General features: G+C 40.8%; 17 protein-coding genes. 14 read left to right on the top strand and 3 right to left on the bottom strand.

The genetic code is table 11. The features are described from left to right. The first annotated feature begins 57 nt into the window (after positions 1-57). From QP775_RS04825 to QP775_RS04805, 4 genes are all read left to right on the top strand, one after another. Positions 58-195, top strand: coding sequence for a hypothetical protein (locus tag QP775_RS04825; protein WP_285104056.1), 138 nt, complete (start codon positions 58-60; stop codon positions 193-195). 62 nt (positions 196-257) lie between these two features. Continuing rightward, positions 258-701, top strand: coding sequence for an SMI1/KNR4 family protein (locus QP775_RS04820; protein ID WP_239331310.1), 444 nt, complete (start codon positions 258-260; stop codon positions 699-701). A gap of 99 nt (positions 702-800) precedes the next feature. Continuing rightward, positions 801-1,532, top strand: coding sequence for a hypothetical protein (locus tag QP775_RS04815; protein ID WP_285104052.1), 732 nt, complete (start codon positions 801-803; stop codon positions 1,530-1,532). A gap of 355 nt (positions 1,533-1,887) precedes the next feature. Continuing rightward, complete coding sequence (locus QP775_RS04805) at positions 1,888-2,040, top strand: hypothetical protein (RefSeq protein WP_285104050.1); 153 nt, start codon at positions 1,888-1,890, stop codon at positions 2,038-2,040. 277 nt (positions 2,041-2,317) lie between these two features. On the opposite strand, the gene QP775_RS04800 is transcribed toward QP775_RS04805, so the two are convergent. Both QP775_RS04800 and QP775_RS04795 read right to left on the bottom strand, forming a co-directional pair. Further along, a complete protein-coding gene (locus tag QP775_RS04800; RefSeq protein WP_285104048.1) occupies positions 2,318-2,842 on the bottom strand; it encodes a hydrolase in 525 nt (174 codons plus the stop codon). Positions 2,843-3,312: 470 nt separating this feature from the next. Continuing rightward, the gene (locus tag QP775_RS04795) at positions 3,313-4,980 is read right to left on the bottom strand and encodes a S8 family serine peptidase (RefSeq protein ID WP_285104046.1); all 1,668 of its coding nucleotides are present in this window, start codon (positions 4,978-4,980) and stop codon (positions 3,313-3,315) included. Between the two features lie 1,014 nt (positions 4,981-5,994). On the opposite strand from QP775_RS04795, the gene QP775_RS25855 reads away from it, so the two are divergent. Both QP775_RS25855 and QP775_RS04785 read left to right on the top strand, forming a co-directional pair. After that, positions 5,995-6,174: an ethanolamine ammonia-lyase reactivating factor EutA gene (locus QP775_RS25855; RefSeq protein ID WP_483311988.1), complete on the top strand. Its 180-nt coding sequence runs from the start codon at positions 5,995-5,997 to the stop codon at positions 6,172-6,174. Positions 6,175-6,193: 19 nt separating this feature from the next. Beyond that, on the top strand, positions 6,194-6,652 hold the full coding sequence (locus tag QP775_RS04785) for a cupin domain-containing protein (protein WP_239331300.1): 459 nt from the start codon (positions 6,194-6,196) through the stop codon (positions 6,650-6,652). 458 nt (positions 6,653-7,110) lie between these two features. Here QP775_RS04785 and QP775_RS04780 read toward each other — a convergent pair whose 3' ends face one another. Then, a complete protein-coding gene (locus QP775_RS04780) occupies positions 7,111-7,983 on the bottom strand; it encodes a LysR family transcriptional regulator (RefSeq protein ID WP_285104044.1) in 873 nt (290 codons plus the stop codon). Positions 7,984-8,073: 90 nt separating this feature from the next. Here QP775_RS04780 and QP775_RS04775 point away from each other — a divergent pair, with 90 nt between their 5' ends. The 8 genes from QP775_RS04775 (at position 8,074) to QP775_RS04740 (ending at position 15,910) form a co-directional block, all read left to right on the top strand. Then, the gene (locus QP775_RS04775) at positions 8,074-8,382 is read left to right on the top strand and encodes a cupin domain-containing protein (RefSeq protein WP_239331296.1); all 309 of its coding nucleotides are present in this window, start codon (positions 8,074-8,076) and stop codon (positions 8,380-8,382) included. A 354-nt stretch (positions 8,383-8,736) separates the two neighbouring features. Beyond that, complete coding sequence (locus tag QP775_RS04770) at positions 8,737-9,300, top strand: sigma-70 family RNA polymerase sigma factor (RefSeq protein ID WP_239331294.1); 564 nt, start codon at positions 8,737-8,739, stop codon at positions 9,298-9,300. Next, a complete protein-coding gene (locus QP775_RS04765) occupies positions 9,290-9,793 on the top strand; it encodes a DUF3600 domain-containing protein (RefSeq protein ID WP_239331292.1) in 504 nt (167 codons plus the stop codon). Before QP775_RS04770 ends, QP775_RS04765 begins: the two co-directional genes overlap by 11 nt. 337 nt (positions 9,794-10,130) lie before the next feature. Then, positions 10,131-10,898 carry a polysaccharide deacetylase family protein gene (locus tag QP775_RS04760; RefSeq protein ID WP_285105705.1) on the top strand — a complete coding sequence of 256 codons (768 nt, stop codon included), beginning with the start codon at positions 10,131-10,133 and terminating at the stop codon, positions 10,896-10,898. A gap of 207 nt (positions 10,899-11,105) precedes the next feature. Further along, positions 11,106-11,783 (top strand): response regulator transcription factor, encoded by a 678-nt coding sequence (locus QP775_RS04755; RefSeq protein WP_239331288.1) that lies wholly within the window; start codon positions 11,106-11,108, stop codon positions 11,781-11,783. After that, a complete protein-coding gene (locus QP775_RS04750; RefSeq protein ID WP_285104039.1) occupies positions 11,780-13,594 on the top strand; it encodes a sensor histidine kinase in 1,815 nt (604 codons plus the stop codon). Before QP775_RS04755 ends, QP775_RS04750 begins: the two co-directional genes overlap by 4 nt. Before the next feature lie 198 nt (positions 13,595-13,792). After that, entirely contained in the window at positions 13,793-14,476 is a 684-nt protein-coding gene (locus QP775_RS04745; protein WP_350338958.1) for a GDSL-type esterase/lipase family protein, read from the top strand. Between the two features lie 27 nt (positions 14,477-14,503). Then, a complete protein-coding gene (locus QP775_RS04740; protein WP_285104034.1) occupies positions 14,504-15,910 on the top strand; it encodes an MBOAT family O-acyltransferase in 1,407 nt (468 codons plus the stop codon). Positions 15,911-15,924: the final 14 nt, after the last annotated feature.

The following is a 15,924-nucleotide window of genomic DNA, read 5'->3' as shown; positions in this document are numbered from 1 at the left end:
AGATAAGGAGCGGGCAGTGGGATTAGCAAGTTACATATGGTAAAGGGTTGTTGACCAGTGATCACCATTTATGAGAAACAGCGGAATGGAGCTGTAGCGAACACGATCGAGCATTCTTATGCATCGCTTGAAAAGAGCCTGGAAATCATCCGGCGAATGGATGGCTTTACACGTAGCCAAGTCACACTGATATGAGATTCCAATAAAAACAGACGAAGTTTATCCTGAAACAGCATTGTCTGGGAAGGAGATAACCTATGAAAAACGCGTTAATGGAGAGATTAAAACTTTTTCTTCATCGGGAAGATCATAGAACACTAGTAGGCATGCCGGCGAGCCAAGAGGAAATTGTTAAGGCTCAGCAGCGGCTGAATGTAATCTTTCATGAGGATTACGTCCACTTTATCAAGACCTTTGGGGGAGCATATGCTGGTCTTGCGATACATGCATTCTCAAATGGCTCTAGTCTCGGAAATGAAACGGTTGTCGATTTGACGCTGGAGTTCCGAGAGCAATGCAAGGAACTTCCCTTTGCAGATGTTTTACGAACCAGTTATGTCATTTCCATGGATGGGTCCGGCGACCCGATTATCATTAATCAAGCAGGAAAGGTTTGCATCTGTTATCACGATACCGGGGAGATCAAGTTATTAGCAGATTCATTTGAGGAAATGATCAAGGAAAATTTTTATGAATGGTAACTAATCCAATTCTGTGGGTTTTGTGGCCACGGTGGTATGGAGTCTTGCATGTCCATTTTTTGAAATCCATCAGCGAATTGAAAGACAGGGGGAGTATTCATGTACATCGTATCTCAGCAAAAGCCGCTGTCTGAGAGCCAGAACCTACTGCTGGCGAAGGAAGATGCTGCTATTTATCCACCAGGCTACCTTCGCTTTTTGCAGCGCTTTGGTGAAGGGACTTACAGAGGATGGATCAATGTCCAATTGCCTGATTCGGAGGTGCTAAAACCCTTTGCCGAGTACGGGTTATGGGAGCATGACGAAGATAGCCCCATTACTGAGCAACAGATCGGTGAGTGTAACGCTATAGGCACAACGATGGACGGTGATTTCCTGGCGGTACATCCTCAGACGGCTGGGCTGCTCTGGCTGCCTCGGCATGCGGAGCACATAAAGACGATTTCCCTGCAGATACGGGATCAGGAAGACGATGGCATGTACGCCTTGGTTCTGGATGAAATATACCGTCAGGTGTATGGAAGCAGCCAAGAGGAGGCCGTCTATTATGAACCGTGGACGGGAACTCGGAACCATCTCTTTTTGCGTTTTCCATCAGGGCAGAATCAGCTTTCGCTGCCCGAGCTGGCCGGAATGTGCCAAGCGGATTTTCCACCGGATTTGTCGATTGAGACCCCATATACTTGCTTTTTGTTTTACCTGAAACTGGGTGGCTATGTACGATTGAATTATGCTTACCAGCAAGAGGTGGCCGTCTTCTACGAACAGGATGCACAACAGGCATTTGATGTTATAAAGCAATGGCTCTTGTCAAAAGGGTGCGAAACGTAATGATGCTGGAAATTCTGGTGACTTAGAGTTGATCATGAACTTAGAACCCGATCTAATTATTAATACTTACAGTCAGCTAGCCGAAAAAAGGCATTGTCGAAAATTGCTCCAACTGTTCCCTTCAACTCAGCGCTTCCTTATAAAGAACGTGTAGTTGCAGCAGGGGAGATCGCAACTTCATCTTGGGTTCTCCCTTAGAATTGCAAGCAGTTGCTCACTGCCCACAGATCAAGGTTATAGCCAAGTTAACTTCCAGTAAGATTCATTATATAGATGCTATATGGAATTATGAAGATCCCATCACACGTGAACGGTTGTTAGAGATGCTACCGTATATTTTTAAGAGGAGAACAATGTGATTACGTTAATTATCGAAAATAGGACGAAAGAGGTAAGTCGGGAAGTGTACGGGATCGATGTGGATATTGCTGTGGACCCGAGATCCGGCTGCCTCTTTGTTCGCTTTATGAGCTCACTGGTGTTGCAGGATAACATGGAAAAGCCTTGATAATAGATCACATCATCAATCTTCTTGCTGGTAAAAGGCATCTATCCCGAGATATCAGTATCTCCACCGTGTACAGCAGCTTAGACCTGCTAGCTTAGATCCGAAACGTTAATAATTTGAACAATGGGAACGGCATGCCGCTGCGAACAATTGAAGCGACTTCGATTGTTTTCCTCGCGCCTGATCATAAGGCAACCTTCATTTAGGAGACTTCATGCAGTAAGCGTATCATACGTTTTAAAGGACTGGTTGCGAACAACTATTTTTCTCAAACTTCTCACTTGTCCAAAGTCTTCAAGATCTCTTCCATACTCACAGGCGCATACAAATTCGCGTCCACGCCAACATCATAGCGGTTAATGCCTTGTTCAAGCATTTCCAGGTTATACGAAATATCGGAGTGAATGTGCCCATGCAGTTGAATTGAGCTATGTCTTTGTTTATGCCACTCAAGGATTGGATAATGGAACAAGATGAAATGATGATTTCCATGTTTTAATTCATAATAATCTTTGATCCAGACGAAGTGACTTTGGTCAAACGGTTCGTCATCAACGAAGTTATCGTGATTCCCTTTGATCAAATATTTCGTTCCATTTAGCTGTGATAAATAATGATTAGCCACCATCCCGCCTTTCATTGTCACATCACCCAGAATGTATACCTCATCCGTATAGGATACTTTTTTGTTCCATTTTTGAATTAATTTTTGGTTCATTTCTCCCACACTGCGAAAAGGGCGATGCGCATGCTTAATAATTTTGTCATGTTCAAAATGCAAGTCCGCGGTAAAATAGATCATATTTTCTTCCTTTCAAAACGTTATACCATTCAATAAAACACTTAATTACTCTTTAACTTAGCCAACTTTCACTTGAACCAACGGCTGACAAGCATCCAACTGCCTCTCAACTATCTTTTACTTTGGTTTACAATCCCGTTTGAAAATGATATCCCGCAATAATCATCATAGTTTACAGTATAGCAGATACTCACCCCAAAAAGGAGCGCGTAAAGCGGTACAAAGTACGCTTTCTCCGCGGGCAAGAGTCCTCCTAAAAACGAGTTTGCGCTTGCTAAACGCTCCTGTAGAATATGTATCTATTATTTCATGTGTAATCCAGAACGCCATATAAATATTTTATTTAAGACAATTGTTTTTGTAATTGGAGTTCACTTACAGAACTAAAGTGGGGTTATCGAAGATAATAATAGAGAGGTAGGGAACGGATGTGCCCTACCTCTCTATTATTTAATCAAGTTCTTATTTTTTTAGCAAGGGCCGAGCACAGTCCAAACATCGTTGGGACCACTTTTCAGATCTGGACGTTCATTTTGCGTCCACCATTTGGCTTGATACTTAACTCCGTTATAAGAAACAATATGATCTTGAACATAAGTGGAAGAGTCACTCCATGGAGCTGGGCAGGCGGCAACTTGCACCGGCACCGAGTTACTTGCCGTAGACAAATTACTAAAGCCATCCCGAGCCTTGACAGTAAACGTATATGAACCACTTGTTAATCCACTGATCGTAGCAGAGTTGCTAGTCGATCTTGCTTTAGCAAAAGGATCGTTATTTACATAAATGTCATAGCCGATCAAACCAACATTGTCCGTAGAAGCTGTCCAGTTCAAGTTAACTGTGTTATTGGTAGTATTAACAACTAGATTGGTTGGTGCTAGTGGTGCTACTGTATCGTTAGGCACAGCACCTGGGGTAGGTAAATTCGTAATAATTTGTTTTAAATTAGGTAGGGTACCAATTCTATCATTTGCTATGTCGGAAGTCGGGGTATTGAACGGTAACCATCTCAGTATTCTACGAACTTCATCTGGCGAATACGGCACGCCGAATTTGGCTTTAGCGATTCCTTGAAGTTGTAGAATCGCACCTACAACGACAGGTGAAGCAGAAGATGTTCCATTGAAATGGTCGGTATAACCAGTTGTCGAAGCAGTACTTGTTGAACTTAAGGTAGCAACGTTCTCGCCAATACCGTAAGCGTCGATTCGATTGCCTTGGCTGCTGAAGCCGAGTCTGTAGTGAGGTGCAGTTGATGAACCCGCTCCTACAAGTATTGCTCCAGAATCTTTGAAATCTGGGAGATCCCGATTGAAGATATATTTATTGTCCCAATGCTTGTACTGATCGAGATCAGCACCACCGTTGGCTCCCGCTTCTACAACGACAATACCTAAGCTTGTTGCATATTGGATTGCATCAAACTCTGCCGGCTGTGTTTCGATAGGCAACCAAGGACCGCCATAACCGATCTGTATTTCGAGCAGAATAACGTCACCCGGAGATAACACTTGTGTGGCTGCTAAAATTGCTTCTGCTGTACCACCTGAACGAACTAATGAGGATACAATTGGCGTTGCTTTGTTTGCTAGCCCAATATTGCCGATAGCATTGTCAACCGCGGATACAACCCCGAGTACAGCCGTACCGTGACTACCATCTCCATCATTAGCGCCACCTGGCAAAAGTTGTATGTTGTGAGCAGCTAGATCTTCATGATTTAAAGCCCAATTCCACTCGACATCGGCCCACTTGATACCTTTGCCATCTCCACCTTCAAATTGCCAAGCATACGGAGCGTTAACACCTAGAGGATCTGCTTGAGCATAACTTTGTAAAGAGAAGCGCGGATCGTTGTCTGGAAGGACAGGTGTTGTGTTTGATATAGGCGCATTGGCTAATTCTGGTTTTTTGCTTAAGTAGGCTTCTTCAACGAGCGAGGAGCTTCGCAACTTTTGTAACAACTGTTCGACGTCAGCGCCAGCGGGAATTTTGGAATAATAATAGCGTTCAAACACGGATGCAAGATGACTAGCAGCAACGCCTTTGTTAGCTGATGGTAAGTATTGCTGCGAGATTAGCGGGTCAAACGATAATTCTGGTACAGCGGATAGCGGAAGTATTTCTTGTTGCAATTGAAGTTTTCCTTCTTTGCTTGGGTGGAAGGCTTGCTGTTTAAGTTTAACAACAATTTTTTCTTCGAAGATCGGAGAGGCAGTTTTTGTGAATGATGCACTCGTCGGAAAGGACTGTCCACTCTCTGAAGCGTATGCTACATTTGACAAAGTACCTAATGATAAAAGCAATGTCGAGGCTAGAGCGATGGACAACGTTTTTTTTAATCGGGAGTAAGTGTGAATAATAGAAATCTCTCCTTTGTAATCGTTCCGTATTTTAGTTCCGAGCACTATCGTTTTGAAGTCAAAAGTAATCAAAAAGCTGAACGATAGTTTTAAAGAGTAGACGAGTACGAAAGCTTACGTTCTGATTAAATGCGAACCCAAGTCTATTATTTTCACCTTTCCATTCTCTTGAATTTTTTTGTTGCTAGCTGAATAAATAGGTTGCTAATTGTCAGTATAAGGTAAGGTAATTATTGGATCAATTCCGAGGTAAGCGTAAACAACGACAACAATATCTAAATATCACGTTCAAACTTCTATTATCTCTATTTCCTATAGGTTCAATAGGAGATAAGTCGAATATTTTCTCCCATTTAGATTTCAAAAAAATTACTTTGAAATTCAGGTTAATGAATTGTTGCAAAATTGTTCTGAACATGTTCTTCAAGATTTTGAGCATGGTAAAGGATTCAACGTTGAAGAATGTTCACAAAATAGTTTAGGTTTATCTATTGTAAATAGCTAGTTAGAGGATAAACTATAAGGGAGTATGCAATTTAAATTTACAGCGTGTGGAACTGCGTGTTTCATTCACGTTTATACTGTAATATAGGACTACAAAGGCGTAGTCTTACTAAAGCAAAGAGGCTTAAGGTTATAGCATTCCTATTTGACAGGAAGCGGTATAACTTTAGGCCTTTTTGTGTTTTTTTGTGCTATGGGAAATGAGAAAATGGCAGAGGAATTGTTTAGTGTAGGAATAGAAATGGGAACATCACAACACAACTTGTCCTATCCAAACTATATATGGCGTCGTCGTTTTTCGTGCCGCGTTTGGTGATTACGAAGAAAGAAGTCATTTTGCGTAGTGAAATTTGTTTCACATCTCTTTTAGCCGATAACAGAATCGATGTTCAAAAGTATATCACAGCTGTAATGGTTGCAATGCTCATTGCAAGTAAAATGGTTTCAAAAAACTGCACCTAAGAAATAGAGGAGGGTACCCATGAGTATCGATAAAAAAATGATTGAAGAGATGGTTCGTAAAATTATCATGGAAGAAATAGGAGCTAATGCTATTGAACAGAACGTTCATAGAGGTCCTGGAGGGATTACTTCTGTTAAAGTGCCAAATATGAAAGTAACAGAAGAGGATCGTCTCGATACAGGCAATCCTAATGATATTGTCTATTGTAAAGATCTTTTCTCGCTAAAGGAAAGTCCAAGACTTGGCTGCGGTATCATGGAGATGAAAGAAACAACCTTTGACTGGACACTTAACTATGATGAAATTGATTATGTGATTGAGGGACATCTGGATGTTATCATTGACGGTACAAAGGTGTCAGCTGGTCCAGGAGAAGTGATCCTGATTCCAAAAGGAAGTAAAATTCAATTTTCTGTGCCAGAATATGCACGATTTATCTATGTAACATATCCGGCGAACTGGGCAGAACAAGCCTAACGTGTACTCCGGCTCAATGGTTTCAGAACCGGGGTTATAGCGATGCCCCGGTTCCAATTTCGAACGGACAAGGTGCCAGAATAATCCCGATCAATGGGCAGGATCTCCTAATACAACTAAAGGTTATCCTTGTTTCGGGACGAGCAGCCTTCTCGACAGTCAGCAATCTTCGCTGCATGTGCTTATAGTCAGTAAACTAAACATTAACTTTCGGTATCTATTGTGTGATATGAAAAGCAGCCACAAGGTTTTAATAAACCCTGTGGCTGCTATTTTAACATGCGTATACCATAGCTAATGCTTAAGCTTGTTCATCGTTAACAATATCCAACAAAATCCATAAACTTCCTCGCCGATGGAGGTTTATTTGTCATTTCCATAAACATTATAACAACAAAAAATCTGTTAGGTACCAAGGTAGATTTGCTTGACAAACATGAGCTGGTTTTTGTGCTTGTTTAGCAGGATGAAATTAGGTTAGCTACCAATTTTTCTGTAGCAGGGCTGAGGACTTTATTTTTTTTGCGGATTAATCCAATAGGTAAAACGACTGAAATACCATCGATGTCACGAACAGCGTATTGATGTGTATTGGCAACGAAATTGCTAGGCAGCATAGCAATACCAAACCCTTGTAATACAAGATTTAAAACCATCTCCATGTTGGTTGCATCGTAATTAGCGTGTAAATGAAAGCCATGATGAAGAAAAACATGCTCTATTTTTCGCCGATAATCACACAATTGTCCAGTTAAAATAAAATTTTCATCTTCCAAATCACACATGTAAATTTTTTCTTGTGTAGATAATGGATGGTCGATTGGCAGTATCAAACAAAGCTTTTCTTCATATAGCGGATAAAATTCAAGATTTAATTCTGGTGATGGAGGAGGACATAAGGCAATATCAAGTTCGTTAGCGATAATCCGTTGACAAAATTGTTGGGTTACGCCACTTTCGATGGAAAGACAAATCTGTGGATGTTCTTTCATAAACGTTGTTAGTATGGTAATCAAATTTGTTTTGGCAATGGACTCAATTGCTCCAATTCGAATAAGTCCTTTCTGACCGATTGAAAATTCTTTTGCGGTTTCGGTGATGACATCCACTTGATTTAATAAAATATCTGCCTGTTCTTTCACAAGTCTTCCGACTTCGGTTAGCACCATTTGTTTTCCTTTACGCTCAAACAGTTCGATGCCGAGTTTTTCTTCTAATTGATTGATGTGTAGAGTGATGGTAGATTGTGCGTATTGCAGCAGATTTGCTGCTTTTATCTGACTACCACATTGGACTACAGCCTGAAATGTCTGTAACAAACGGATTTCCATAATTCATTTCTCCTGAAGAATAGTTCATTTTTGTTCATATTGAGTAATATATCATTATAAATTACTATTTGTATAGAAGGAGATGATAACATGAAAAATTTATTTTCCGTTGATATCACAAACAGTGAGTGGAAATTTGTTATGGATGGTATAGAACAAATTCCATTGCGAGATGAGAATGGTGAACTGCGTTATGTCGTGCGATTTGCACCGGGGGCAAAATTCCCTCAACATACGCATAAGGATACCGAGGAATTATTCGTATTAGATGGAGCTCTTATCAGTAATGATGTTGAGTATGGAGCAGGTTCTTATCTCTGTTATGGACCTAATACAGAACATGAACCATGGTCTGAAAAGGGTTGTTTGGTTCTTGTAATGGAACGTAATGCGGTATAGTGTGTTTCTATTCTTTATGTAGGAAATTATTAATTTTTATTTTTCATGCAAACATTGCAACAAAGAATGGATAACCTTTATTTTAAGAGGAAACCGCTCGAAAAGGAGCGGTTTTTTTATGTTGTGTGTCTAGAAATCCATTAATTTTAGTTGGTGAAAGTCCAATCAAGGTAAGATTACTGATATATTACAGAAGAATAGCGTTTTTTCGTTCTTCACCACGTTAAGCGGTGTAACCGTGAACCAGAAGAAGTTCCTAAAATGGCGAGTATCATAAAAAAGTTTATTCGCTTACTGAACCTTTTTCCCCGCGAGAGCGAATAAAGGGTTGTAACACGTTAGGGAGGGTCCCCCATGAATGATAAAGAATTACTTCCGTGGCTTGAAAAAGAAACGTTGGGCGACGAATCGGCTTTTCAGCTTGTCTATCAGGCCACTCACCAAGACGTATATCGGACGGTTGCTTTTCTCGTCTACAACAAACAGGACATTGAAGATATCGTGAATGAAGTTTATATGAGCATGTGGCGGTCATTTCACACGTACGACTCGAACCGACCGTTTCGGTATTGGCTGCACGGGATCACTGTCCGCCAGGTCCAAGATTGGAAAAGAAAGGCTTGGCGTCGAATTCGCCTCTTTGAACGAAACCGCCAGATGACTTGCGAACAGTTCGAGTGGACGGAGATAGCTGTCCTGCAGTCCGAAATGCAGCATGAACTGTTCAGCCTTGTCCGCCAGTTATCGTATAAACTACGCGTGGTTGTCATCCTGCGCTATTTTCACGACTATGCTCTGGAAGAAATCGCAGACATGCTGCAGATCCCTGTTGGCACAGTGAAATCAAGGCATCATCTGGCACTGAAAGAACTCCGGAAACGTTCGGAAATGACGGGAGGAGACGCGTATGTCCATTGACAAGGAATTGCGTGAAGTGCTTCACCAGGTAGCTGATTCGATGCACTGCCCACCCGATTTGTATGGACGTGTCCGTCAGTCCTATCAACACTATATGAACGAAGAGAGAGGCAGATCTCCCATGAAAAAACGAATACTTGTAGGTATTGTCGCAGTAGCAATCCTGATTCCGTCTGTCGCACTTGCTGCTTCCTATCTAGCCGATGATATATTCGGTTCCTCTACAGACATTGAACAGCATGGCGTTTCACAGGAAGAGTATCAAGCGATCGAGGGAATGCTTCAAGCAGCTAAAGGCAAGCTCAAGGAAGAAGAATTTAAGGAGTATATGGAGCTGACCAAGCAAATCGTGCAATTAAAGCTGAAGATCACCGATAAAAATGGGGTCACTCATGAGGAGAAGCTGACCAAAGAAGAACAACAGCAGTTTAAGCAGCTCGGCTCCAAGCTTGCCCCGTACTTTGATAAGATTAAGGGAACCGCCAAGCCGTAAGAGAATGAAACAGTGCCCCCTCCAGTGTGGAGGGGGCACTGTTTTCTCATTCAGGGGCTATGCTTTGTGTTATGACAGCGTCAGCGTGACGGTTCCATACTGACAAAGGGGGGAGGAATACTCAGAGAATCTAATGTGCCTATTCTTTGCGTTAGTTGGCATGTGTAGACTGTCTTCTGGTTAGCTGGCTAACCCACACATTTTTTCTTTAAATGTATTCAACATGGTCTGCACTTTATCTTTATCTTTCTATATTAATCTATCACTTGTAAGAAAAAAGAATACAACATGTATTTATTCATCTCAACAAGTGAATGACATAGAAAGGGTCGATTATATGAAAACATCACGATTTGGCAGAAGTAAGAGTGGATTCACAAAAGTAGGAATGTCCATAGGAATTATCCTGGTCGTATCTCTCCTTATATTCTTTAATTCTGGGAAACTTTCCTCTATTTCAGCTGAAAGAGGCAGCGATGTCAGCAAGCAAGATAAGAAGGTAGTCTACCTGACTTTTGACGATGGACCGAGTTCATTAACGGGCCAATTCCTAGACGTATTACAAGAGTATAATGTAAAAGCAACTTTTTTCATGCAGGGCAGTAATTTGAAAAATACGGAGTATCAAGATTATGTCAAAAGAGCTGTAAAAGAAGGACACTATGTTGGAGCACATAGTATGACACATGATGCGGTCAAGTTATATGACAATAAACAGTTTGTCCCCGAAATGGTGGAAACATTAAACTTGATCCGCGATATTACAGGTACGAATCCAAAGCTGGTACGTCCCCCTTATGGATCAGCCCCTGGATTGAAGGACATACAAATTCGCGATCAAATCGCAAACGTAGGCATTAAAGTATGGGACTGGACGATTGACTCCCATGATTGGATGTTAAAAGGAAACCCAAATAAAATTATCGAAAATGTAAAAGAACAAACGACAGAGGATTTGGAAGTTGTTCTTATGCACGAGAAGCCACAAACCTTGCAAGTGCTACCGGAAATCATTAAATTCTATAAAGATCAGGGATATGAGTTCGCAGTGTACCATGACAAAGAGCATTTTCGTCTTAATTTCCAAAAGGATAACCGTTTATAGTATATGATAAAATAATATTTGTGCACGGCCCCCCTCAAATAGGGGGTTATTCAAATTATTATCGAGCTATGTTTATGCTTTATCTAACAAGTAAAGAATGATATCCAGCTTAATTGAACGATTAGTCGTTTTAGATGAAGGAATTTATCTTTGCAGTGAATTCTCCTGGGGGCATAACAAATCACACCATTCAATGGAGGATCAACCATGACGAATACAATTTTAATTGTAGAAGACGAGCATATTTTACGCGAAATTATGAAAGATTATTTACTTAACGAAGGATATCATGTTCTAGAAGCGGGCGACGGGAGAGAAGCATTATCAACCTTTCAGAATCATGAGGTGGATCTGCTTATTCTTGATATTATGTTGCCTGAAATAGATGGATGGTCTGTATGTCAACGGATTCGCAAAACATCAAATGTTCCCATTATTATGCTAACCGCTCGTGTTGATGAAGATGATACACTGCTTGGTTTCGAACTTGGAGCAGATGACTATGTGACCAAACCCTATAGTCCTCAAATATTATTGGCACGAGCAAAGAGACTGCTGGAAAACCGACATATGCAAGAACCGGATAGTTCAATCATCTCCAGCAGCGGCATTACGGTCTCCCTATCTTCTCGTACTGTTTCGGTAGATGAGGTTCACATCAGCTTAACTCATACGGAATTTGAAATATTAATTTACTTGATGGAGAATAAAGGAATCATTATCAACCGCGAACAATTGATAACGAAAATATGGGGCTATGACTTCGTAGGCGACGATCGGACAGTCAATAGTCATATCCGGAACCTTCGCCACAAACTAGGGCACAAGGCCAAATGCATTGTTACGGTCGTTCGATCCGGCTATAAATTTGAGGAATTGTCATGAAAAAAGGTATCGTATTCAAATTATTTGTTTTAACAACGGCATTATGTATACTGATCCTCGACACCATTTTTTTTGGCCAGACCGTATTTTTTAAGCAATATTATGTCCATCAGAAAGTAAAGAATGTAAAAGCGAGCCTTGAAACATTCGCTCAAAACTATGTTAACCAAGAAAATCGTTCGTTAGACATTGGACGTCTGGAGCAGGAATTTTATAGAGAGCACAATACTTGGGTAACTGTATTAGATGAATTCGGCAATGTAAAAGAGAGCAGTGATGACTCAATTGAAGTTACAATAAATGAAGTCAGTCATGATAATTTCGCTGCCAAAACTATCATAATCCCCTTATATAGCTTTAGTGACTTTGAGGGAATCCGGCAAGGAAACGAATTTCTGCGTAAAGGAAACGACATCGTAATTCAAGGACTTAAAAAAGGGACAGAGGTTATTCCATACATAATCAGCACAGATAACTTTGCTGTTACTTGGGAGAATAATCGGCTTGCAAAAAAGGAACATGAGCTTTTACCAAACGAAAAAGGGTCTGAAGATTTGAATAATACGAAATTTCCAACCCTTTTCTTATTCGGAACCATAACGAAAACGATGTTACCTGCAAAAAATGAAGCTACACGATTTATTTATACGAACCACTTATTCTTGGACAGAATTAAAGCATTTCAAGCGGATTTGCTGTTAAAGAATGAGGAAGAGGCAACAGCTACATTAGAGGGTACGTACGAAGAGAATGATATTAAATATAAACAGTTTGTTACGGCTATTACAGACCAAGAGGGGAAGGACGCATATATATTTGCAATGACCTCCCTGCAGCCAGTCGATGAAGCGATTCGGATGATCCAGGATTATTATCTTTATATCGTAGTGTTTGTCCTAGTACTTATATTGCTGGCCTCGTTCTATTTTTCCAAGGGTATCGCAAGTCCTTTATTGCGGATCAATCAAATGACAAAGAAAATAACTGAGCTGGATTTTTCTGAAAAGCTCCCCATTACAACAAAAGATGAGATTGGGGATCTCTCGCGTAATATTAATGAATTATCAGACACGTTAAATTCCTATATCCAAGAGCTTCAGCAGGACATTGAAAAAGAAAAGCAGTTGGAGAATACACGAAAGGAATTCATCTCAGGGGTATCGCATGAATTGAAAACCCCTCTGAGTGTCATTCAGAGCTGTCTGTCGATTTTGAAAGACGGCGTGGCCAACCATAAGAGGGATTATTACTTTTCTGCCATGGAAAATGAAGTGAAGCGGATGGATCTTCTCATCGTGGACATGCTGGAATTAGCAAAATATGAATCAGGAACATACAAAATGAAGCTGGACACGTTCAGAATTGATACTGTGATCGAGCAATCTTGTGAAAAGCTGTATAACGACATTGCACACAAGCAATTGAGTTTGAATGTATCGCTAGCTCCGATTGAAGTCGTGGCCAATAAGCTCCGAATCGAGCAAGTGATTGTCAACTTTATCAACAACGCTATTCGATACACACCCGAGGGAAATTCCATTAACATTTCAATGACTGAGGAGCAGGAATCCGTTAAGGTATGCATCGAGAATACAGGCGTCCATATTCCGTCAGTGCAGATCGAGAAAATATGGGATCGCTTTTATCGGGGCGAAGTTTCCCGACATCGCGCTTCCGGAGGAACGGGTCTAGGACTTGCCATTTCCAAAAAGATATTGGAACTGCACGGGGTTTCCTATGGTGCGAACAATACTGTGGACGGTGTACTTTTCTTTTTCTTCCTTGAGAAAAGAAAAGTACCTTCTAAATAAACATATACCATATCTGATTCATTTATAGCTGAGCAGCTCTTGTAAACATCAAGAGCTGCTCTTTTTTATTTAAATTCAACCTCATCTGCACTTTATCTTCATCTTACTTCTTTAAACTATCTATTGTGATGAAGAGAGTAGTCCTATTATCACACATCATTTCATAAAAAAAGTAAGTCACAAGAGAGGAAAATGATTATGAAAAAGTGGATGACCCTATTGATGACAGCGATGATCGCCATGTCCCTGGCAGCTTGTGTAAGTCAAGAGAACGGAACTGCTTCGACAGCAGTAGATAAAGAAGCGACTCCGCAAAAAGAAGCTACAACATCAATAGCAAAGGAATCTGCACTGAAATCTTTGTTTAATACGAGTGTATTCTATGGAGATTCTATTACCGAGGGATTTAGTTTCCATGATGTACTGGACAAAGCGAACGTATTTGGAGCAGCCGGCAAGACAGCTTTCTTCGCCTTGAAAGGCAATGATGTGGCCGAATTGGCTAAAAGAAATCCGGAACATTTATTTATAGCATTGGGCTCAGATGACATTCTCTGGCCAGTAGATAATCCGTTGCAGTTTGGGATCGAGCAATACGGGAAGCTGCTCGACAAGATCAAAGAGACGCTGCCGCAAACCAAAATAACGATATTGTCAGTCACTCCAGTAACCAAGAAAGCATTAATAGAAGAGCCGCGTTACTCCAATATTGACGCTTACAATCAACTTTTAAAGGAACTGGCCGGCAAAAAACAAGTGAAGTATGTAAATGTATCATCCGTAGCCCAACAGAATCTAGCCTTATATGATGAGGATGGCATACATTTCAAGGCTGAATTCTATCCGCTTTTGCTCGACTATCTGAAAGGCGAACTGAAATAAGATTCTCATGAAGGAGGTCGCCGAGCTTTGGTATTCAGTAGCCTGATTTTTCTGTATTTGTTTTTGCCTGTAACACTTTTTATCTATTTTATAACACCGAATCGGCTGCGAAATGTAATTTTGATCTTGGCAAGTTTGGTTTTCTATGCGTGGGGAGAGCCAGTTTACATCTTTCTAATGATATTTTCGACCGTGTTTGATTATGCGAATGGACTTCTAATCGATAGATTTCGTAGTCATAAAAGTATTGCAAGAGCCATCTTGGTTTGCTCCCTCATCGGGAATATAGCAATACTCGGTTTTTTCAAATACTTCGGATTTTTGGTCGAGAATCTTAATTCTTTGTTCAACTTGCATCTAGAAGTAACGTCGCTTCCGCTTCCGATCGGCATTTCCTTCTATACGTTTCAAACCATGTCTTACATTATAGACGTGTACCGCGATAAAGTTCCTGTTCAGAAAAATATCATCTCCTTCGGTACATTTGTAACGATGTTTCCGCAGCTTGTGGCGGGACCCATCATTGCATACGGTGATGTTGCAAAGCAACTCACAAGCCGAAAAATAACACTAGCGTTATTTGGGGAAGGAACGCAATTGTTCATTAGAGGTCTGGCGAAAAAGGTGCTGCTTGCGAACAATATCGGCATGCTCTGGTCAAGCATTAAAGCTACTCCTGCGTCGGATTTGACCGTAGCAACTTCATGGATTGGCATTATCGCCTTTACTTTGCAAATCTATTTTGATTTCAGTGGATATTCGGATATGGCACGCGGTCTCGGTAAAATGTTAGGCTTCGAGTTTACGAAGAACTTCAATTATCCGTATATCTCAACTAGCGTATCGGAGTTCTGGCGGAGATGGCATATGTCGTTAGGTTTTTGGTTCCGTGAGTACGTATATATTCCGCTAGGCGGAAACAGGGTAGGAATCGTAAAGCAGTTACGCAATTTGTTTGTTGTATGGTTTTTGACCGGGTTTTGGCATGGCGCAAGCTGGAATTTCATCATATGGGGTCTTTATTTCGGATGTTTTATTGCGCTTGAGAAGCTCTTCCTATACAAGTGGCTGCAGCATCTCCCTCGCATAGTAGGGCATATCTATACACTCCTGATTGTCGTGATCGGATGGGTATTCTTTGAACTTGATCAGATGTCGACAGCGATGGAATTTCTAGGAACAATGTTTAACTTTAGCACACATCAGATTGCTAACGATCATAGCTACTATTACTTATCTACGAATCTGATTGTATTGCTGCTAGCTGCACTATTGGCTACACCATTTCCAAAGAAGGCGATTTCAGCATTTAATAACAAGTATCAGATAGGCGGGACTATTTTCATGCCCATCCTATATGTTATATTTCTGCTTCTTTCTACGGCCTATTTGGTCAATGAAACGTATAATCCCTTCTTGTACTTTAGATTCTAAGAGACGGAACAAAA

It is taken from the genome of Paenibacillus sp. UMB4589-SE434 (genome assembly GCF_030226685.1).
In the GTDB taxonomy this organism is placed as follows: Bacteria; Bacillota; Bacilli; order Paenibacillales; family Paenibacillaceae; genus Paenibacillus_B.
The sequence above is the reverse complement of the archived record's forward strand: the minus strand, read 5'-3'. Positions and strand labels throughout refer to the sequence as shown.